The 20,096-nt window shown below is 69.1% G+C and carries 21 protein-coding genes; 8 read left to right on the top strand and 13 right to left on the bottom strand.

The genetic code is table 11. The annotated features are described in order from the left end of the window. Window positions 1-20: 20 nt before the first annotated feature. The 4 genes from rplJ to AC37TH_RS07725 form a co-directional block, all read right to left on the bottom strand. Window positions 21-536, bottom strand: coding sequence for a 50S ribosomal protein L10 (gene rplJ, locus AC37TH_RS07740; RefSeq protein ID WP_490763753.1), 516 nt, complete (start codon window positions 534-536; stop codon window positions 21-23). A gap of 233 nt (window positions 537-769) precedes the next feature. Next, window positions 770-1,546 (bottom strand): alpha/beta fold hydrolase, encoded by a 777-nt coding sequence (locus tag AC37TH_RS07735; RefSeq protein ID WP_490763752.1) that lies wholly within the window; start codon window positions 1,544-1,546, stop codon window positions 770-772. After that, the gene (locus tag AC37TH_RS07730) at window positions 1,543-3,165 is read right to left on the bottom strand and encodes a sensor histidine kinase (protein WP_490763751.1); all 1,623 of its coding nucleotides are present in this window, start codon (window positions 3,163-3,165) and stop codon (window positions 1,543-1,545) included. The genes AC37TH_RS07735 and AC37TH_RS07730 overlap by 4 nt, the downstream gene beginning before the upstream one ends. After that, the gene (locus AC37TH_RS07725; RefSeq protein ID WP_490763871.1) at window positions 3,162-3,917 is read right to left on the bottom strand and encodes a response regulator transcription factor; all 756 of its coding nucleotides are present in this window, start codon (window positions 3,915-3,917) and stop codon (window positions 3,162-3,164) included. Before AC37TH_RS07725 ends, AC37TH_RS07730 begins: the two co-directional genes overlap by 4 nt. Before the next feature lie 179 nt (window positions 3,918-4,096). Between AC37TH_RS07725 and AC37TH_RS07720 the strand changes: the two genes are divergently transcribed. Together AC37TH_RS07720 and AC37TH_RS07715 are read left to right on the top strand one after the other, a co-directional pair. Beyond that, a complete protein-coding gene (locus AC37TH_RS07720) occupies window positions 4,097-5,650 on the top strand; it encodes an ABC transporter permease (RefSeq protein ID WP_490763750.1) in 1,554 nt (517 codons plus the stop codon). A gap of 19 nt (window positions 5,651-5,669) precedes the next feature. After that, window positions 5,670-6,341, top strand: a complete 672-nt coding sequence (locus AC37TH_RS07715; RefSeq protein WP_490763749.1) for an ABC transporter ATP-binding protein — start codon at window positions 5,670-5,672, stop codon at window positions 6,339-6,341. A gap of 12 nt (window positions 6,342-6,353) precedes the next feature. Here the strand turns inward: AC37TH_RS07715 and AC37TH_RS07710 are convergent, their stop codons facing one another. The 5 genes from AC37TH_RS07710 to AC37TH_RS07690 form a co-directional block, all read right to left on the bottom strand. Continuing rightward, complete coding sequence (locus tag AC37TH_RS07710) at window positions 6,354-6,974, bottom strand: pentapeptide repeat-containing protein (RefSeq protein WP_490763748.1); 621 nt, start codon at window positions 6,972-6,974, stop codon at window positions 6,354-6,356. 83 nt (window positions 6,975-7,057) lie between these two features. Further along, window positions 7,058-8,077, bottom strand: a complete 1,020-nt coding sequence (locus AC37TH_RS07705; RefSeq protein ID WP_490763747.1) for a sugar phosphate isomerase/epimerase family protein — start codon at window positions 8,075-8,077, stop codon at window positions 7,058-7,060. Continuing rightward, window positions 8,074-9,171, bottom strand: a complete 1,098-nt coding sequence (locus AC37TH_RS07700; RefSeq protein ID WP_490763746.1) for a Gfo/Idh/MocA family protein — start codon at window positions 9,169-9,171, stop codon at window positions 8,074-8,076. The genes AC37TH_RS07705 and AC37TH_RS07700 overlap by 4 nt, the downstream gene beginning before the upstream one ends. A 79-nt stretch (window positions 9,172-9,250) precedes the next feature. Then, a complete protein-coding gene (locus tag AC37TH_RS07695; protein WP_490763745.1) occupies window positions 9,251-10,348 on the bottom strand; it encodes a Gfo/Idh/MocA family protein in 1,098 nt (365 codons plus the stop codon). Next, window positions 10,345-11,091, bottom strand: a complete 747-nt coding sequence (locus tag AC37TH_RS07690) for a sugar phosphate isomerase/epimerase family protein (protein ID WP_490763744.1) — start codon at window positions 11,089-11,091, stop codon at window positions 10,345-10,347. The genes AC37TH_RS07695 and AC37TH_RS07690 overlap by 4 nt, the downstream gene beginning before the upstream one ends. Before the next feature lie 143 nt (window positions 11,092-11,234). On the opposite strand from AC37TH_RS07690, the gene AC37TH_RS07685 reads away from it, so the two are divergent. The 3 genes from AC37TH_RS07685 to AC37TH_RS07675 all read left to right on the top strand — a co-directional run bounded on the left by AC37TH_RS07685 (window position 11,235) and on the right by AC37TH_RS07675 (window position 14,454). After that, window positions 11,235-12,455, top strand: coding sequence for an ROK family protein (locus AC37TH_RS07685; protein WP_490763743.1), 1,221 nt, complete (start codon window positions 11,235-11,237; stop codon window positions 12,453-12,455). Window positions 12,456-12,574: 119 nt separating this feature from the next. Next, window positions 12,575-13,708 (top strand): Gfo/Idh/MocA family protein, encoded by a 1,134-nt coding sequence (locus tag AC37TH_RS07680; RefSeq protein WP_490763742.1) that lies wholly within the window; start codon window positions 12,575-12,577, stop codon window positions 13,706-13,708. A gap of 2 nt (window positions 13,709-13,710) precedes the next feature. Beyond that, complete coding sequence (locus AC37TH_RS07675; RefSeq protein WP_490763741.1) at window positions 13,711-14,454, top strand: ThuA domain-containing protein; 744 nt, start codon at window positions 13,711-13,713, stop codon at window positions 14,452-14,454. 65 nt (window positions 14,455-14,519) lie between these two features. On the opposite strand, the gene AC37TH_RS07670 is transcribed toward AC37TH_RS07675, so the two are convergent. Next, on the bottom strand, window positions 14,520-15,542 hold the full coding sequence (locus AC37TH_RS07670; protein WP_490763740.1) for a cell wall-binding repeat-containing protein: 1,023 nt from the start codon (window positions 15,540-15,542) through the stop codon (window positions 14,520-14,522). Between the two features lie 31 nt (window positions 15,543-15,573). Next, window positions 15,574-15,723 carry a hypothetical protein gene (locus AC37TH_RS07665; protein ID WP_490763739.1) on the bottom strand — a complete coding sequence of 50 codons (150 nt, stop codon included), beginning with the start codon at window positions 15,721-15,723 and terminating at the stop codon, window positions 15,574-15,576. Window positions 15,724-15,868: 145 nt separating this feature from the next. Between AC37TH_RS07665 and AC37TH_RS07660 the strand changes: the two genes are divergently transcribed. Both AC37TH_RS07660 and AC37TH_RS07655 read left to right on the top strand, forming a co-directional pair. Continuing rightward, window positions 15,869-16,927, top strand: a complete 1,059-nt coding sequence (locus tag AC37TH_RS07660; RefSeq protein ID WP_490763738.1) for a Gfo/Idh/MocA family protein — start codon at window positions 15,869-15,871, stop codon at window positions 16,925-16,927. 187 nt (window positions 16,928-17,114) lie between these two features. Then, window positions 17,115-17,759, top strand: coding sequence for a YqaJ viral recombinase family protein (locus tag AC37TH_RS07655; RefSeq protein ID WP_490763870.1), 645 nt, complete (start codon window positions 17,115-17,117; stop codon window positions 17,757-17,759). Here the strand turns inward: AC37TH_RS07655 and AC37TH_RS07650 are convergent. Continuing rightward, window positions 17,747-18,445, bottom strand: coding sequence for a DUF998 domain-containing protein (locus AC37TH_RS07650; RefSeq protein ID WP_490763737.1), 699 nt, complete (start codon window positions 18,443-18,445; stop codon window positions 17,747-17,749). The two genes, AC37TH_RS07655 and AC37TH_RS07650, sit on opposite strands and share 13 nt — an antisense overlap. A gap of 139 nt (window positions 18,446-18,584) precedes the next feature. Here AC37TH_RS07650 and AC37TH_RS07645 point away from each other — a divergent pair, with 139 nt between their 5' ends. After that, window positions 18,585-19,553 carry an NADP-dependent oxidoreductase gene (locus tag AC37TH_RS07645; protein WP_490763736.1) on the top strand — a complete coding sequence of 323 codons (969 nt, stop codon included), beginning with the start codon at window positions 18,585-18,587 and terminating at the stop codon, window positions 19,551-19,553. Here AC37TH_RS07645 and AC37TH_RS07640 read toward each other — a convergent pair. Further along, a complete protein-coding gene (locus AC37TH_RS07640) occupies window positions 19,550-20,080 on the bottom strand; it encodes a GNAT family N-acetyltransferase (protein ID WP_490763735.1) in 531 nt (176 codons plus the stop codon). The two genes, AC37TH_RS07645 and AC37TH_RS07640, sit on opposite strands and share 4 nt — an antisense overlap. Between the last annotated feature and the right edge of the window lie 16 nt (window positions 20,081-20,096).

Here is a 20,096-nt window from a genome sequence, read left to right as displayed (position 1 = left end):
AGTGCATCCCGGGGGATGGACTATGCAGCGGACTCCTGCTTCTCACGCAGCGCGTCGACCGTGCGAACGGCCTTCGACAGCGGTGCGTTGAACAGATATGCGGCTCCGAACAGCGAGGCCTTGAAGGCGCCGGCCAGCTTGGCCAGCAGAACCTCACGGGACTCGAGGTCGGCGAGCTTGCCTACCTCTTCTGCGGTCAGCGGGTTACCGTCGAAGTAACCGCCCTTGACCACGAGGAGAGGGTTTGCCTTGGTGAAGTCGCGCAGAGCCTTCGCGACGGCGACAGGGTCACCGTGAACGAATGCGATCGCCGAGGGGCCGACAAGCTCCTCATCGAACGACGAGATCCCGGCCTTGTTGGCAGCGATCTTGGTCAGCGTGTTCTTCACCACGGCGTACGTCGCGTGCTCACTGATGGACTTGCGCAGCGTCTTGAGCTGAGCAACAGTGAGACCGCGGTACTCGGTCAGCAGAACGGCGGTCGAGCTCGTGAACAGGTTCTCGAGTTCGGCAACCGTGGCTTCCTTGTTCGCCATGGCCTACTCCTTATATGTACGTCGCACACCGCGGGAGCGATGTGCGCCCAGACCGCCGGCATGAAAAAAGCTCCGGCGCGGGGCACGGAGCTGGCGACGCAGGAGAACCTGCGAGAACTGCTTCATACACCTGCGCGGGCGCCCACCTGAGTGGATCTTCTTGCCGTGCGAGCACGACAACCAGCGGTCTTTGGCTTCGTATAGCGTACGGGATGCGCGGGGCTCTACGCAAATCAGGCGTTCGCGCTGAGGAATCCCGCGATGTCCCCGGCGAAGTGCGGGTGCAGTGGAACCCCGCCGTGCGCCCGGCCGCCGTAGACGATGTGGCTGGAGCGCCGGATGCGTTTCGCCGTCTCCCTGCCGAGCTCCGGCGGGTAGAACACGTCACGGCCACCCGAGATGATGAGGGTGGGAGCGGCGATGCGGTGGACGCGGTCGAGCACGTCGAAACCGTCCTCCGCGCGCACCAGGGCGATCAGGCTCTCCGCGTCGTCCGGCTTCGGTGCGAGCCTGCTGGCAAGGCGGACGACGCCGTCGAAATGCTTGGAGTTCATGGTTGCGCTCGCCAGCTCGGCGTACGCACGACGGTCGCCCGCGGCGAGCAGGGAGACGTACCGGCGCTGGATGGCGCGGCCGCGGGAGCCGAGCCTGCCGGAACCGGCCGCGATCACCAGCGACTTGACGAGCTCCGGCTGATCCGCCGCGAGCTGCAGGGCGACGCTCGCGCCCGTCGACAGCCCCATCAGGGCGACGGGGCGATCGAAGTGCTCCCGCAGATAGCGCCCGTAGACCTCCGCGATCTCCGGCATGTCGAAGTCGGAGGGGAGGTACGCCGGCCGCCCGACGGCGTGCACCCGCCTGACCCGCGACGGACCGCGGACGATCAGCCGCTCGATGAGGCGGTCGGCACCGCGCGGGTTCTCGATCTCGGCAGGCAGCGCGCGGATGAACAGCAGAGGGTCCCCATCGGGCTGGCCGTATGAGGCGGTGGCGAGGATGTCGGGCGTCACCGTTCCGCCTCGGCCGTTTCGCCACGGTCGGGACTCTCGCGGTCGGGACTCTCGCTGTCGTGGAGGTGTCCGAGCGGCAACGAGACCGAGAACACGGTGTTCCCCGGCTCGCTCTCCACGGAGAGAGCGCCGCCGTGCGCCTCGACGACGGCACTGACGATCGCGAGGCCGAGACCGGTGGAGCCGGTCGCCCTGTTGCGGGAGCTGTCGCCGCGGGCGAACCGCTCGAAGAGGGTGGACCGCAGCTCTTCCGGGATGCCAGGGCCGTCGTCCTTCACGGAGATGATCGCCCTGCCAGCCGCCTCGTCGACGGCGAGTTCCGCGACGACCTTCGTGCCCTCCGGAGTGTGCACGCGAGCGTTCGCCAGCAGGTTCGTGACCACCTGGTGCAGACGCGGCTGGTCGCCGATCACCTCGACGGGCTCCTCGGGCAGCACGATCGACCAGCTGTGGTCTGGACCGGCGGCGTGCGCGTCGCTCAGCGCGTCGATCAGCAGCATCGAGAGGTCGACCGGGTCGCGATCCAGCTCGCGGCCCTCGTCCAGCCTCGCCAGCAGGAGCAGGTCTTCGACGAGGGAGGTCATCCTGGTCGCCTCCGACTCGATCCGGCCGAGCGACCTGGTCACATCGGTCGGGAGTTCGTGCGGGGCACGCCTGGTCAACTCCGCGTAGCCCCGGATGGAGGCGAGTGGCGTGCGCAACTCGTGGCTGGCGTCCGCGACGAACTGCCGCACCTTCTGCTCGCTCGCCTGCCGGGCGGTCAGCGCGGAGGCGACGTGGCCGAGCATCCGGTTGAGGGCGGCGCCGACGGTGCCGACCTCGGTGTGCGGATCGGTGTCGGCCTCCGGCACGCGCACCGACAGCGCGACGTCTCCGCGGTCGAGCGGCATCTCGGCAACCTGCTGGGCGGTGCTCGCCACGCGGGCGAGCGGCCGCATCGCCAGCCGGACCACGAAGCTCGCGATCAGGAACGCGAAGATCAGCCCGGCGAGGGTGACCAGCGCGATCACGAGCGTGAGCTGCGAGACGGTGGCGTTCACGTCGCTGAGCGGCAACCCGATGATGACGCTGTCGCCGTTGTCGAGGCGTGCCGCGGCGATGCGGTACGAGCCGAGCGTCTCACCGAGATCGACGGTGTGCGGTTTCTGGTCGGAGGGGACGGTCAGCAGCGCGAGACCGTTGATCGTGACCTGCTTCGGTTCGAGCGGCAGGTTGGTCGAGTTGTCGGACGGCTGGTCCGCGAGGACGACCGGCGGGAAGAGGAGCCCGCCACTCGCGCTCCGCACCGCCCCGAGCGTGCCGGTCGGCTGGCCGGGGGTCTGGACGACGCCGGCGGCCTGCGGACTGGTGGGGCCGCCGCCGTTGATCCGGTCGGCGGCGTGCTGTCCGCGGATGAGTGCACTGGTGAGCTGCCCATCCAACCGGTTCACGAGATAGCCCTGCAGCGCGACGACGCTGATCGCGCCGATCACGGTGCCGAGCACGGCCAGCATCGCGACGACCACGAGGACGACGCGACTGCGGAGCGTCCAGGAACGGAATGGCCGGATGCGCGAGAAGAGCGAGCGCCGCCCGCTCGCCGCCTCTGTCGGTGTGCCCGTCGCGCGGGCTGTCGTCATTGTGCCGCCTTGACCATGTAACCGGCTCCGCGCACCGTGTGGATCATCGGGGCGCGTCCGGAGTCGATCTTCTTGCGCAGATAGGAGATGTACAGCTCGACGACGCTGGAGGAGCCGCCGAAGTCGTAACTCCAGACGCGGTCGAGGATCTGGGTCTTGCTGAGCACGCGGCGCGGGTTGCGCATCAGGAAGCGCAGCAACTCGAACTCGGTGGCGGTCAGCTGGATGAGCTGGCCGTCGCGGTGCACCTCGTAGCTGTCCTCGTCGAGGACCAAGTCGCCGACGATCAGCACGGGGTCGCTCTCGTCGGCGACCGCGGCGCGTGACCGGCGCAGCAGGCCGCGGAGGCGGGCGACGAGCTCTTCGAGGCTGAACGGCTTGGTGACGTAGTCGTCGCCGCCCGCCGTCAGCCCGGCGATGCGGTCGTCGAGCGAGTCTTTCGCCGTGAGGAAGAGGACGGGAGCCTCGTTGCCGTCCGCGCGCATCCTGGACAGCACCTGCAGCCCGTCGATGTCGGGGAGCATGATGTCGAGCACCACGACGTCCGGCTTGAACTCGCGCGAGAGCTGCAGAGCCTGCTGCCCGTTGGAGGCGGTCTTCACGTCCCAGTCTTCGTAGTGCAGTGCCATCGAGAGCAGATCGGTCAGCGTGGACTCGTCGTCGACGACGAGCACGCGGATCGCGGTCCCGTCTGCACGGCGCAGCAGGCTTCTTGGCTGGGTGGAGGTGCCGGAAGCGGCACGCGAGTTCATGGTCACCTTTCCCATTATGAGGAGTGCTCTTGATGTGGGCTATGCGAAACCTATGGGAAATCTGTGAGCATTCGGCCAGCGCCCACAGCGAAAACATAGCCACGCCATAGTCATCGCAAATTGCACGCTCCTAACGTCCGAATCGCCCCCAAGACCCACCCGAGAGATACGGAAGCAACATGTTCGGGACTTATCTGCGGCGCGAGCTCCTCAATCGCCGCAAGCAGACAGTGATCATCGCAGTTGGCATGGCCCTTGCGATCGCGCTCGTCATCATCGTCAACTCCGTCTCGGCGGGGGTGAAAGCAGCGCAGGCGAGTGTCCTCCAGTCGGTCTACGGCGTCGGGACGGACATCACCGTCAGCGAACCCGCCACCGCGCAGAGCGCCACGACCAGCCAGGCGCAAGGCGGTGGCCCGCGCTTCGACTTCGGCGCGAACGCCGGGACGGACACCGGCGCAGGCCGCTCGGTGAACACGTCGCGCCTCGAACCGACGCGCGGAGCGACGGTGATGGATGCGACCACCCTCACCACCGTCAAGAAGGTCCAGAACGTCTCGGCCGCCGCCTCGGTGCTGTCGCTGACGAACACGAGCTTCTCCGGAACGCTCCCCAACTTCCAGCAGCTCCGTGAGCAGCGCCAGGCCGCCGGCGGCACGGGCTCGTCCGGCGGAGCAGCTGTACCGAATCCCGCGCCCACCGGCGGCTCGGACGGCGCGGGCGGAAGCTCGTTCAACGTCGACTCCTTCTCCGTCCTCGGCCTCGACCCCGCAGGCAAGTCGGTCGGCCCGCTCTCGTCGGTGACCCTCTCCAGCGGTCGCGCCTTCGCGGCCTCCGACGCCGGGAAAGACGTGGTGGTCCTCGACCAGGCATACGCCAAGACGGGCAGCAAGGCCGTCGGCGACACCGTGACCATCGGCGGAACCGACTTCAAGGTCGTCGGCATCGTCGCGGCCACCGGCAGCGACTCCACCACCGCAGCCAACGCGTACATCCCGCTCGACGTGGCGCAGAAGCTGTCCGGCCAGACCGGCAAGGTCAGCTCGGTCTACGTGACCGCCGCGTCGTCCAGCGACATCGACCAGATCAAGACGGACCTCACCAAGGCGCTCCCGAAGGCGACCGTCAGCACCCAGGCCGACCTCGCATCCAGTGTCTCCGGATCGCTCGGCACCGCCGGTGACCTGATCGCGAACCTCGGCACCTGGCTGTCGCTGATCGTGCTCGCCGCCGCGTTCCTCATCGCGATCCTCTTCACCATCTCCGGCGTCACCCGCCGCACCCGCGAGTTCGGCACCCTCAAGGCGATCGGCTGGTCCAACGGCCGCATCGTCGGCCAGGTGGCGGGCGAGTCTGTGGTGCAGGGCCTCATCGGCGGTGTGATCGGCGTCGCCGTCGGCCTCCTCGGAGTGCTCGTCGTCAACATGGTCGCGCCCACCCTCTCCGGCAGCATCAGCAGGGGGACGGTCGACGCAGCTGCTAGGACGGGCACAGGTGGCGGCGGAACCGGAACCGGCGGCGCCGGATTCGGCGGAGGCGGAGGCGGGTTCGCCGGCGCCAGGACCGCCGCGGCCAACGCGACCACCGACATCGCCCTGCACGCCCCCGTCACCGTCTGGGTGATCGTCATCGCCGTGGGCCTCGCCATCCTCGGTGGCCTGATCGCCGGCGCCATCGGCGGATGGCGCGCCTCCCGTCTCCGCCCAGCCGCCGCCCTGCGCTCGGTCGCCTGACCCACCTCCAGGAGAGAACATGTACACGCTCACCAACGTCACCAAGAAGTACACGCAGTCGAAGCGCGAGGTGATCGCCCTCAACGACGTGACCCTGCACATCCCGGATGGGCAGCTCGTCGCGATCCAGGGTCCGACCGGCGGAGGCAAGTCGACGCTGCTGCAGATGCTCGGAGCGCTCGACCGGCCGACCAGCGGCTCGGTCGAGCTGGAGAAGTCCAGCCTGTCCGGGCTCGGCGACAACAAGCTCACCGCGATCCGCGCCACCGAGATCGGCTTCGTCTTCCAGGGCTTCAACCTCATCCCGACGCTCACCGCCCAGGAGAACGTCGAGACCGCCCTCGCGCCGCTCAAGGTGAGCAGCGAGGAGCGGAAGCGCCGTGCGGCGGAGGCCTTGGCCTCGCTCGGCCTCGCCGACCGAGGAAGCCACCTGCCGTCCGAGCTGTCCGGCGGCCAGCAGCAGCGCGTCGCCATCGCGCGTGCCCTGGTCAAGAACCCGGATGTGCTGCTCGCAGACGAACCGACCGGCAACCTGGACGAGGAGACCCGCGACGAGATCATGGATCTCCTCGAAGGGCTCTGGCGCGACCGCGGCCTCACGCTGGTGATCGTCACGCACGACAGCGCCGTCGCCAAGCGCGCTCAGCGCCGCCTGCACATCAAGCACGGACAGGTGAAAGAGGTCGCCTGAGCGGCTCAGCGATCAGGCTGGGATGACGACCAGGCCGAGCGCCTCCACGAGGGCGACGGCCTGGTTGTCGTCGATGACGGCGCCGCGCAGCGTGGTGGTCAGCGGGTCGAGGCCGGTGAGGTCGCTCCCCCGCAGCGTTGCGCCCGTGAAGTCGGCGCCCTCGAACCAGGCGGCGGAGAGGTCGCAGCCCGCGAACGTGGCGTCTGCGCAGCGCGCGGAGCCGAGGTCGGCCTCCCGCAGCCGCACGCCGCTGAAGTCGGCGCCGCGCAGTTCGGCCTTCTGGAAGCCGACGAACGACCAGTTTCCTCCGTCGACCTTCAGCAGGCCGAACTCGCAGCCGTCGAACTGGCTGCCGGTGAGCTTGCAGCGGGTGAACGTGGTGTCGAAGAAGTTGCAGCGGGTGAACGTGCAGTTCACGAACGCCGACTCGGCGTGCGTGCTGACGTTGAACTTGACGTTGAGGAAGGTGCACTCGGTGAACACCGCACCGGAGCTGGTCAGCTCGGTCATGTCCACGTCGATGAACTCGACCTTCTCGAACTCGGCCCCATCGAGGTCGCGCCCGTACCAGTCCTCTCCTCTGACCGTCGTCTCGGTCACGGGCATCCTGGCATTGCGTCGACTGTCCACCATCCCCCTATCCAAGCACCGGCCACCGACCCGCGTGCGCCGAAGCGCGCGAGCCGGTGGCCGGTGAGGTGAATCGGTGAGGTGAATCAGTCCTGGTTGCTGAACGCGGCGTCGAACGACGCTGTCGGCTGTTTCCAGAGCAGCGAGCGGATGTAGCCGACGGCCTCCTTGGCGCCGTGCAGCCTGTCCATGCCGGCGTCCTCCCACTCGATCGAGATGGGGCCGGTGTATCCGATGGACGTGAGAGCGCGGAAGGAGTCCTCCCACGGCACGTCGCCGTGACCGGTGGAGACGAAGTCCCAGCCACGCCGCGGGTCGCCCCACGGCAGGTGCGAACCGAGCACCCCTGCTCGGCCGTTCTTCGGGCGCAGGCGCGTGTCTTTGCAGTCCACGTGGTAGATGCGGTCTTTGAAGTCGACGATGAAGCCGACAGGGTCGATGTCCTGCCACATCATGTGGCTCGGGTCCCAGTTGAAGCCGAACGCCTCGCGGTGGTCGATCGCTTCGAGGGACCGGACGCTCGACCAGTAGTCGTAGGCGATCTCGGACGGGTGCACCTCGTGCGCGAACCGCACGCCCTCGCCGTCGAACACATCCAGGATGGGGTTCCAGCGGTCGGCGAAGTCCTGGTAGCCGGCGTCGATGACGGAGGCGGGGACCGGAGGGAACTGGGCGACATACGGCCAGATCTTCGAACCGGTGAAGCCGACGACCGTGTCCACGCCGAGCTTGCGGGCGACCTTCGCGGTGAGCTTCAGCTCTTCGGCGGCGCGCTGGCGCACACCCTCAGGCTCGCCGTCTCCCCACACCTTCGAGCCGACGATCGCCTGGTGACGGAAGTCGATCGGGTCGTCGCAGACCGCCTGGCCCTTGAGGTGGTTGGAGATGGCCCAGACCTTGAGGCCGTACCTGTTCAGGATGTCGAGGCGACCCTGCAGGTATGCGTCGTCCTCCGCCGCCCTCCACACGTCGAGGTGTTCGCCGGAGCAGGCGATCTCGAGGCCGTCGTAGCCCCACTCGCTCGCGTACTTGGCGACCTCTTCGAGCGTGAGGTCCGCCCACTGGCCGGTGAACAGCGTCACCGGGTGCGTGCTGGTCTCTGTCATTCTGTTCCCATCTCGATCCAGGTGCCTGACTCCGCGGAGTCGAGCACGGCGTCGGTGACCCGCACGGCCCGCAGGCCGTCGGTGAAGCGCGGCAGCCCGGCGGGGTCCGCCCCGCCGATGGCCGCGTATGTGTCTGCGACGAACGCGTTGAACGCATCCTGATAGCCCTGGGGATGCCCGGACGGCACAACGCAGAGGCGTGCGGCGTCGGCGCTCAGCTGGTCGGCGTCGCGCGGCAGGAGCACGCTGCCCTTCCGCTTGCCGATCCACAGTGTCTCCGGCTGTTCCTGGTCGAACGCGACGCTCTCGGCGCTTCCCGCGATCTCCAGGGACAGCCTGTTCTTCCTGCCGGGAGCGACCTGGGACACCAGCAGGGTGCCGAGGCCGCCGGAGCGCGTCTCGATGACGACGGCGACTGCGTCTTCGGTGGTGATCGCTGAGTGCGACGCCCGCTCGGTGAAGTAGGTCTTCTTCGTGGCGGAGACCCGGGAGACCCTGTCGCCGCTGACGAACTCGACGAGGTCGACGAGGTGCGATCCGATGTCGGCGAACGCGCGGGAACGGCCTCCCGCAGCGGAGTCGACACGCCAGTTGTCGTCGTCCGCGCCGAGCAGCCAGTCCTGCAGGTACGACGCGTTCACGCTCAGCACGCGCCCGGCCGCTCCGGAGGCGAACCGGTCGCGCGCCTCCCGGACCATCGGGTGGAAGCGGTAGGCGAACGGCACCGTGGCGGTGAGATCGCCGACGGCGGCGACCAGGGCCTCCGCATCGGCGACCGTCGTGGTCAGCGGCTTCTCGCAGACGACGTGCTTGCCCGCCGCGAGCACGGCGGCGGCCTGCTCGGCGTGCAGCCCGTTCGGCGTGCAGACGTGAACGACGTCGATCGAGTCGTCGGAGAGCACCTGGTCGAGCGAGTCGTATGCGCGGTCGATCCCGAGGGTTTCGGCGGCCGCGGCGGACTTCCGCGGGCTGGAGGAGACGATTCCGGCCAGCTGCGCCCGCGCGTTGCGCGCCGCCCGGGAGTGGACCTCCGCCATGAACCCGCCGCCGACGATCGCGACCCTCGGCCGCGGTGTTGCCGTGTTCTCCGTCATTCGCCCATCCTGACCGGCGACGCACCGCGCCGCCATCGCTCTGCCGTTTTCACTGTGACCCCGCTCGCACGCGCCCGCCTCAGGCGAGCGTGGCCGCGCGAGGGTCCCAGTCCTCCGGCAGCGCCGGAGCGACCGTGACGGTGCTCTGAACGTCGACGGGCGCCTTGGCGAGCCCGGCCTCGATCGTCGAGACCATCACGTCGAGCACGTGGTACGCCTGCTCTCCGGATGCGCGCTCCGGCACTCCCGCGCGGATCGCGCGGGCCAGCTCGACGACACCCGTGCCGCGGCTCGACGTGGAGCCGGTCGCCGGGACGGTCTCGATGCCGTCGGCGCCGTGCACCAGCAGGCCGCCGACGAAGGTGTTCGGGTCGGGGACAACGAGGGTCCCCTCGACGCCCGCGACCTCGAACTGGGTGCGGCCGAGCTTGGAGTCGAAGCTGAAGATGCTCTGCGCGGTCTGCCCGCTCTCGAACTCGTAGAGAGCGCTGACGTGAGTCGGAACCGTGACGGCGAACTCCTCGCCGGCACGCGGGCCGGAGCCGATGACGCGCGTCTCCTTGGACTTCGACGCGACCGCGCTGACGCGGGCGACGGGACCGAAGAGCTGCACCAGAGCGGTGAGGTAGTACGGGCCGATGTCGAACAGCGGACCGGCGCCCTCCTGGAACAGGAAGTCGGGGTTCGGGTGCCAGGACTCCGGGCCAGGGCTCTGCATCAGCGTCAGCGCGGTCAGCGGGGCGCCGATCGTGCCGTTCTCGATCAGGCGGCGGGCCGACTGGATGCCGGCGCCGAGGAAGGTGTCCGGCGCCGTCGCGACGCGCAGCCCCTTCTCGTGGGCGGCTTCGAGCAGCTCGGTTCCGCTGACGCGGTCGAGCGCGAAGGGCTTCTCGCTCCAGACGTGCTTGCCCGCATCCAGGATCTGCAGGGCCACCTCGACGTGCACGCGCGGCAGCGTGAGGTTGACCACGATCTCGATCTGGTCGTCGGCGAGCAGGTCGGCGACGGAGCCGTGCCCGGCGATGCCGAACTTCTCCGCCTGCGCTTCGGCGCGCGCCTCGTCGATATCGGCGACGAAGCGCACGTCGAGGTCGGGGAAGGCCGTGAGGTTGGTGAGGTATTCGGAGCTGATGACACCGGCGCCGATCACACCGACGCCGACCTTGCCGCCGCTCACGCGAGGCCCTTGGAGGTGAGGAACTCGATGCTGTCTGCGACGGCCTCGAAGCGGTCGCCGCGGGAGTCGTCCAGCTCGATCACGCGCAGCGCGTTCGGCGCGGCGGCGATGATCTGCTCGATCGGCAGCGAGCCCTGGCCAACGGCGACCTGGTCCTTGGTCTCCGTTGTGGCTGGGCCGTCTTTGATGTGCAGCGCGACGACGCGGTCGCCGAGCTTCCCGAGGAGTTCCACCGGGTCGTGACCGCCCACCGCCACCCAGTACGTGTCGACCTCGAGGACGACCTCCGGGGAGAGCTTGCCTGCGAAGTACTCAAGTGCGGTGACGCCGTCGATGGTGCTCTCGAGCTCGTGCGCGTGGTTGTGGTAGCCGACGCGCACGCCGTGGCGGGCGGCGACCTCGGCCGCCGCGTTGAGCTGAGCGGCGATCTCGTCGACGCTCTCGGCCGTCTGCCAGCGCTCGGGCGCGACGAACGGGTCGATCACGGTCTCGATGCCGAGGGTCTTGGCCGACTCGAACACGGTGTCGAGGTCGCCGGACCCGATGAAGCCCTGGTGGGCGGTGGGGGCGGTGAGTCCGGCCTCCTCGAGTCCACGACGCAGGGCGTCGCCGAAGTCGAGGAAGGCGAACGGCTCGACCTGGGTGAACCCGAGGTCGGCGATGCGCTTGATGGTGCCGACCGTGTCGTCGGTCAGGAGCTCACGAACCGTATAGAGCTGAACGGAGAGGTTGGACTTCGACACTGTGCTCCTCGTCGAGTGGATTGGGGATGCGCCTGATGGCGACGGTCTCCATTCAAGCGAGACTTTTGCCGATTGTCAATCAAAAGTCGCATGAGAGAAAACAGACTTTGATCGCTTCGGGAACGGTGTGGTTCAATACCCTCATGACCGACAGCGTGCGCGAGCAACCGCTTGTCGCCCCGGACGCCGCCGGCCTGCTGGCGATCCTGCGCGACGGCATCCCCCGCACGCGCGCTCAACTGGCGGAACTGACCGGTCTCGCCCGCTCGACGATCGCGGTGCGCATCGACAGCCTCACCGCCTCCGGTCTCGTCGCACCGGCGGGAGACGATGTCTCGACCGGTGGACGGCCGCCCGCGCGCATCCGGTTCAACCCGGAGTCGCGCATCGTCATCGCGATCGACCTCGGCGCGACGCACGGCGTCGTCGCCCTCTCCGACCTGGCCGGCACCATCCTGACCAGCGAGTCCAAGCGCATCCTGATCACCGACGGGCCGGAGGCGATCCTGGACTGGGCGCTCGGGGTCGCCGAGACCCTGTTCGCCGCCTCCGGTCGGCCCACCGGCGATCTGATCGGCATTGGCATCGGCGTCCCTGGACCGGTCGAGCACTCGACGGGCCTGCCGGTCAACCCGCCGATCATGCCCGGCTGGGACCGCTTCGACATCCCGGAGTACGTCGGCAGGACGTTCGACGTTCCCGTGCTCGTCGACAACGACGTGAACCTGCTCGCCCTCGGCGAGCACGCCCTGGTCTGGCCGGACCAGTCCGACATCCTCTTCATCAAGGTGGCGACCGGGATCGGCGCAGGGATCATCAACGGCGGCCGCCTGCAGCGCGGCGCGCAGGGCTCGGCCGGCGACCTCGGCCACGTGCGCGTCCCGTTCGGTGCAGACACCCCCAGCCACGGCGCGAAGGACGCCGATCTCGAAGCGCTCGCCTCCGGCCCGGCCATCGCCCGCACGCTGACGGCGCTCGGCATCCCAGCGCGCACCAGCGACGACGTCGTCGAGCTGGCCCGCACAGGAAACCCGACGGTGCTGCAGACCATCCGTCAGGCCGGACGCGACCTCGGCGAGGTCATCGCCACGTCGGTGAACCTCCTCAACCCGTCGCTCGTCATCGTCGGCGGCAGCCTCTCCCGCGTCGGCGAGCAGCTCCTCGCCGGGATCCGCGAGGTCGTCTACCAGCGGTCGACACCGCTGGCGACGCAATACCTCACCATCACGCAGTCGCGCTCGGGCGAGACCGGCGGCGTGATCGGCGCGGCGACCATGGTCATCCAGAACGCGCTCGATCCCGTCTCCCATCCCGCCCGTCCCCTCTCCGCCAGAGCTGCAGCGGAGAGACCGCTCGGCCGCTGAGGCCGACCGTCCGGCACCCCGCGCATCCACCGGGCGAATCGAATCGTTTCGACCCTCAGCCATCAGCCACCGATCACCCACCAACCACCTACAGACCACCACCAACAGGAAGGACAGTCGTGAGCACTGCGACGAACCCCGGCGCCGCGACAGGCGCCGACACCGGAGCGACCATCAAGGCCGCCGTCATCGGACTCGGCTGGGCAGGCCAGCAGCACATGGATGCGTATGCGAGCCTCCCCGGCGTCGAGCTCGTCGCCATCGCCGGCATGGAGGACGGACCGCGCGCCGAACTCGGAGAGAAGTACGGCGTCACGCGCCTCTACCGCGACTGGCACGAGCTGGTCGAGGACGGCGGGATCGACGTCGTCAGCGTCGCGGTGCCGACCTTCCTGCACGCACCGATCGCTGTCGGGGCACTGGAGGCGGGCATCCACGTGCTCAGCGAGAAGCCGATCGCCAGGACTGCCGACGAAGCGCAGGCCATGGTGGATGCGGCGCACGCCGCCGACCGTGTGCTCGAGGTCGCGTTCAACCACCGCCGCCGCGGCGACATCGAGGCGCTCAAGGCCGCGATCGACGCCGGCCAGATCGGCCGCCCGTACCACGCGCGCGCCATCTGGCTCCGGAGGGCGGGCATCCCGGCTCTCGGCAGCTGGTTCACCAACCGCGAGATGGCGGGAGGCGGACCGCTGATCGACATCGGCGTGCACGTGCTCGACTACGCGCTGCACCTGTTCGGCGAGCCGACCGTGACGGCCGTCTCCGCCGTCACGCATTCCGAACTCGGCTCGCGCGGGCGAGGCGGCGCTGCCGGCAACAAGCAGGATGTGGGCTCCGCCTACGAGGTCGAAGACCTTGCGAGCCTGCTGCTGCGCCTGGAGGGCGGCGGCTCGATCGTGCTCGAGACCAGCTGGGCGGCCTACCGCCCGGCGGGCGACGAATTCGGCATCACCATCTACGGCACGGAGGGCGGCGCCGACCTGCGCGTCGTCGACTACGCCCCTGCTGGAGAGCTGACCATCTTCACGGGGGAGGGCGAGGCCACCTCCGACGTGAACGTCGCCGCCGATCCTGGCCGCGGTCACCTCGCTGTTGTCGAGACGTTCCTCGAACACGTGGCGGACACCGCCAACTGGGCGCAGTACGACGGCTCACGCGCCCTCGACAGAGCCCGCGTCATCGACGCGGCGTACGAATCGGCCCGCCGCGGCGCCGAGGTCGTGCTCGAACCAGCAACGAAGGGAGCCTGAACATGTCTGCACTGCGCGTCACCGTCTGGAACGAGGGGGTCCACGAGGCCACCCAGCCCGACATCGCCGCCATCTACCCCACGGGCATCCACGGCGCGATCGCCGACGGCCTGACCGAACTGCTCGGCACTGATGTCGCCGTGCGCACCGCGACGCTCGCCGACGAGGAGCACGGACTCACCGAGGACGTGCTCGCCGACACCGACGTGCTGCTCTGGTGGGGCCACATCGCCCACGACCAGGTGGCCGACGAGGTCGTCGAGCGCGTCCGCAGGCACGTGCTCGGCGGCATGGGCCTGATCGTGCTGCACTCGGGGCACTTCTCGAAGATCTTCATCCGGATGCTCGGCACCACCTGCTCGCTCGCCTGGCGCAACCCGGAGGGCGGAGAGCGCGAGCTGGTCTGGAACGTCAACCCGACGCATCCGATCGCCGAAGGGGTGGAGCAGCCCATCGTGATCGAGGCGCAGGAGATGTACGGCGAGTTCTTCGACATCCCGACGCCGGACGACCTGGTGTTCATCAGCTCGTTCACCGGCGGCGAGGTCTTCCGCTCGGGCGTGACTTTCACGCGCGGCCGCGGCAAGATCTTCTACTTCAGCCCCGGAGACCAGGAGTACCCGGTGTACTTCCACCCGCAGGTGCGGAAGGTGCTCGCCAACGGCGTGCGCTGGGCTGCCCCGGTGGCCGGCGCACGCCAGGCGCCGGAGGTGTCCAACCCGGACGCGGGAGTGTGGCCGCGGTAGGTCGCCCGCCTGTCGGGGGCCCGCGTTCATCGTGGCGATGAGCGCGGGCCCTTCGCGTGCGCTTCTCAGGGCGTGGGCGGACCCGGTACGCTGCAGCCGTCCTGCGACGAGATCGCGATGTCCGAGATCGATTGTGTGCCGCCGAGGACGGTCACCCCGGTGATGCCCAGCTCGCGTTGGCTGAGGACGATTGTGCCTGGCTGGCAGGTGGGCATGATGACGTACAGAGGCTGACCGTTCTTGCCGGCGATGGCCGACCCGACAAGCGCGTCCGGGAAGTTCCAGCCGGAAGCGACGTAGCCGTGCGTCGCGGTGCCGAAACTGCGAGCGATCACGGCTGACGTTTGGAACCGGTCCTGGCCTGCCGCACGGGACGAGTCGGGGACGATGGACTTCGCGTGCGCGAGGATGCCGTCGGAGACGACCACGGGGCCGCCAGCGATCACGAGCTGTGCCGGTGCCAGCTTCTTCAGCGTCGCCATCGTGGCGGCGTCGAGCCGGTCCGCGCCACCGTCCACCAGGAGGACGGGGCCACCCGCTTCGGCGGCGGCGGCGCCCGCGGAGAGCGCGTCCGGATAGTCCTTTCCTGTTGCGAGGTAGACCGTCGCGACCGGCTTCGTGAAGGTCGCCTCGGCAAGTTGCCTCGACGTGTCGTACCGATCCGTTCCGGCGACCCGCGCAACCTCGGGCGCGAGAGACGTCATCTCCTTCTCGACGCTAGGTGCGAGCGCGGCTGTCCCACCCACGAGCACGATCTTCTTCGGCGAGAGCCGCTTGATCTCGGCGGCGGTCACCGCGGGCACCTGGTCCCACTTGGTCAGCAGAACAGGACCGTCCTGCGTCGCAGCGACAGGCCCGGCCGACAGTGCGTCGGGGAAGTTCACCCCGCTCGCCAGATAGACCACCGCCGCTGTTTCCGGATACCCGCTCTTCGACACAGCAACAGCGGTGCCGAAACGATCGGCGCCAGCCAACCGCTCCGTGACCGTCGGTGTCAGCGCTGGGGTCTTTGCGTTCGCGGCAGGCGCCGTGAACGCGAGAGCAGCAGCACCCACGAACATCGCCACGGTCATCGGTGTTTTACGCATTGGTCGTTCCTTTCAGATAGATGGTCATGACTCAGCAGGGTCGTCCGGCTGCGACATCGGCGTTGAGGGAGTTGAGGCCGCCGATCAGGGTGAGTTGGTTGGCGCCGAGGCGGTCCATTTCGGTGAGCACCTCATGGTTGAGGCAGTATCCCGGGGACAGGAAAACGGGAGCCTTCTTCACCGCGGCAAACCGCGCCCGTAAACTTCACAGAAATTTCAGACTAGTATGCAGCATCATTTCTTTCTAGTGGTGGTATGTTTTGATAACGAGCCGTTGCCTGGGGTTCGCCCCGCGTCCATCCATTCGGTTGCGGCAGACTGGTCCCATGACCACCGGACTCTCCTCGCTTCCCGACCCGCGGCATCCCGACCCGGCGGACGCCCCTCCCCTGCGCTGGGGAGTCCTCGCGCCGGGAGGGATCGCCGCCGATTTCACGGATGCGCTGCACAAGCACACGACGCAGCGGGTCGTGGCGGCCGGGTCGCGGTCGGCGGAGCGCGCTGCTGCGTTCGCCGCCGCGCACGGCGTCGAGCGCTCTTACGGCTCGTACACACAGCTGGTCGAAGATCCGGAGGTGGACGTCGTCTACGTCGCCTCCCCGCACACCCAGCACGCCGAGCACGCGCTGCTGGCCATCGCGGCAGGCAAGAGCGTGCTCGTCGAGAAGCCGCTCGCCGCGACCGCGGAGGACGCCCGGCGCATCGAGCGGGCGGCGAAAGCGGCCGGGGTGTTCGCGATGGAGGCGATGTGGACGCGCTATCTGCCGCAGACCGACATCATCCGCAGACTCCTGGACGACGGCGCGCTCGGCGACGTGCGCGTCGTGACGGCCGACTTCGGCGGCAACGCGCGCTTCGACCCGGCCAGCCGCCTGTTCGACCCCGCGCTCGGAGGAGGCGCCCTGCTCGACCTCGGCGTCTACGTCGTCTCGTGGGCGTCGTTCGCCATCGGCCGCCCGGCCGGCGTGATCGCCGCGGGCACCCTCGCGCCCACCGGCGTGGACGAACAGGTGTCGCTCATCCTGTCGTCGCTGAGCGGCGCGCAGGCGCTCCTCAGCACCGGCGTGCGCGCCGTGACCCCGTCGCTTGCGACGATCAGCGGATCGCTCGCGCGCGTCGAGACCGGCAGCCCGTTCTGGTCGGCCAGCGGCGTCCGGTTCGTGCCGGGCGGCGGCTCCCCCGCGCTCGAATGGACCGATCCGTACGGCCGCCCCGGCCGCGAGGGCATGTCATACGAAGCTGCGGCACTCGCCCGCTACGTCACGGAGGGGCTGACCGACTCCCCCCTGCATCCACTGGTCGAAGCCGTGCAGACGCTGGAGACCATCGACGAGGCGCGCCGGCAGCTGGGCGCGGTTGGCGTGGGGTCCGGCACGGCCGCCTGAGGCGAGGCACAATGGAGGGGTGCTCGATCCTGCTTTGACCCGCCCCGCCTCCCTCGCCGACCTCCGGTCGCCGGAGCAACGCGCTGCGGAGCAGGCGGCGGCGCACGCGGGCGCCGAGATCGCACAGCTCGAGTTCCAGCTCGAAGCCCCGGATGCGGAACGCGTCTTCCACGGGCACCTCGCCAGGGTGGTCGCCCACTCCAGCGACAGGGTCGCCTGGCTGCGCGCCCGCAGCCGCGGCATCACCGCGACCGACGTCGCCAAGCTCTCCACGCCGCGGTCCGTGCAGTCCGCCGCGTACGACAAGCTGCACGGCTCAGGGTTCTCCGGCAACGTGTACACGCAGCACGGGCGGACGCGCGAGCCCGAGATCGCGGCGTGGGTGGCCGCGACCCACGGCATCCACCCCTCGGATGCGCTCTACCACTCCGAGCGCGACAAGCGCTTCCTCGCGACACCGGACGGCCTGACCGTCCGTTCGAGCGGCAGCATCGAGCTGGCCGAGATCAAGACCACGAACAAGCCGTTCAACAGCATCCCGCGCAACTATCTGCGGCAGATCTGGTGGCAGCAGTACGTGCTCGGCGCCGAGCGGACGCTGTTCGTCTGGGAGCAGCACGCCGGGTTCGTCCCGCTGCACGACGAGCCGCAGTGTCTCTGGGTCGACCGCGACGAGAACGAGATCAGGAAGCTGGTCGCCCTCGCCTGCGACCTCATCGACGCGCTGCGGCGCGCCACCAGCCCGCGGTCCACCAGCCCTCAGTCGTCCGGACCTCAGGCGCCCGGACTTCAGGCGCCCGGACCTCAGCCGTCCGGCCCTCAGGCGTCCTGAGCCCCGACCGGCACGCGCACGAGCGTGAGCGAGTAGATCGCCAGCCACGCGATGGCGACCGTCGTTCCGAGGAGTTCCAGCCACGCGCCCACGTCCGTCGCAACGTGCACGATGGCGAGCAGACCGCCGACGATCGTGATCGCCGCGACCGCGAAGCAGCTCACCATCGAGAACCGCGCGACCCTCGGCAGCGCGGAGGCGAACGCCACCTGCAGCATCGCGTAGCAGGCCGCCCCGAACCCCAGCACGGCGGTCACCGTGTGCACGAGATCCTGGATGGTCGACCGCGGATCGGCGAGCGGCACGGGGCACAGCGCCGTGCAGGTGATCTGTGACGCCACCACGAAGCAGATGGCGGCGAACCCCAGCGTGACAGCCGGCGCCCACCGGTTCAGCAGCCGCGCCGACGACCGGATGTGCCCGCTAGCCAGCGCGATCGAGAAGCCGCCCGCCGCGATGCAGAGCAGAGCGACCCTGAACGGCGCAGCGGTCGGCGCCCCCTGGGCGCCGAGCTCGCTGACGTAGACGGGATACGGCACGGTCAGCCGCGCAGCCCAGATGATCGTGAGGCCGCCGAGGACCGCGATGGTCCCGAGCGCGAGCAGCACGGGAACGGCACGCTGCCAGCCCCTAGCGAGCAGCGGTGCCGCAAAAGGTTGGCGCACGACGCGCAGCACTCTGCTCACGAGGAGCATCTTAACCAGACAGCACCTGCAAAGGCCCTGGGGGTATCCGAAACGCATTGTTCATCAGCTGTGACGCCGCCGAAACACCGGTGAATCATTCACGGGATTGACTGAGACACAGCCGATGAGGGGACGACGAATGCAGAAGACGATGCGGGCGGCGCTGCTCGCCCGCGCCGGCGCAGCCGACGAGCTGCGGATGGGTGAGATCGCCACACCGGACAGGGTGAACGCCGAGTTCCTCGTGAAAGTGGTCGCGGCCAGCGTGAACCCGATCGACGCCAAGACCAGGGCGGGTCGCGGCACCTTCGGCGCCATCCGGAACCTGCCGGCCGTCCTCGGCCACGATTTCAGCGGCGTCGTCGTGGAGTCGCCGTACCGCGCGCATCCGATCAAACCGGGCGACGAGGTGTTCGGGATGGTGATGGTCCCCCGGTTCAGCGGAACATACGCGGAGTACGTGTCCGTGCCGAGCCTGAGCGTCGTGCGCAAGCCGTCGACGCTGTCACACATCGAGGCGGCCGGCGCGCCGCTCGCCGCACTGACCGCGTGGGGCATGGTCGTCGAGGTGGCGAAGGCGCACGAAGGACAGCGGATGCTCATCCACGCGGGCAGCGGAGGCGTCGGTCACTTCGCCGTGCAGTTCGCGTCGTATTTCGGCGCGCAGGTCACTGCCACCGCCTCCGGCGCCAACGCCTCCTGGCTGCGGTCGCTCGGGGCGTCCACGGTGATCGATCACACGACCACCCGCTTCGAGGAGGTGGCCCACGACATGGATGTGGTCATCGACCTGATCGGCAACGTGCACGACGACACGGGAACCCGCTCCCTGACGGTGCTGCGTCCCGGCGGCCTCATCGTCAACGCGCCGACCGGCAGCTGGCCGACCTTCGCTGAGGAGACCGCCGCCGCCGGGATGCGCGGCACCGACTTCAAGGTCGCGCCGGACGGCAACACCCTCGCCGTGATCTCCCGCCTGCTGGAGTCGGGCAACGTGCGCGTGCACGTCGACCAGATCTTCGCGCTCGACCAGGCGGCGGAGGCGCACAAGGCCATCGAGTCCGGCCACACCCGCGGCAAGATCGTGCTGAAAGTGGCGGAGGGCTAGAGTGCCCGCTCCATCACCCAGTCGTCCTCCAGCCGGTCGCCGACCAGGAACTGCTTGGAGCCGACGCGCTCGAACCCGTTCTTGGAGTAGAACCGCTGCGCCCGCTCGTTCTCCTCGTTGACGCCCAGCCAGATTCCGGAGGCACCGGCATCGGCCGCCGCCGTGAGGCTCGACTCCATCAGCCCGCTCGCCACACCCGCACCGTGATGGCCTGGCAGTACGTAGCACTTGCTCAGCTCGCTGGACGGGCGGATGCGGATGGCCGCGCTGACGTCGCCGTCCGTCGGCTCTCCGAGGTTCACCATCGTGTAACCGATCGCCTCGTCGTCCTCCTCCGCGATCATCAGCACGCGCGCGTCGTCGGCGAGGTATTCGCCGAACTTCTCCTCGGACAGCATGGTCGCGACGAACGCGGCCTTCGCCTCCTCGGTGGTGTGCGGAGGACAGGCGAGAGGGAAGGTCACGGCGGCGACGGCGGCCAGGCTGCGCGCATCCCGTGCTTCTGCAGGGCGAATGGTGACGGTCACGCGACCCACCATACTG

Source organism: Leifsonia sp. McL0627, from assembly GCF_058244615.1.
Note: the sequence above shows the minus strand (reverse complement) of the source record. Positions and strands in the feature narration are given on the sequence as shown.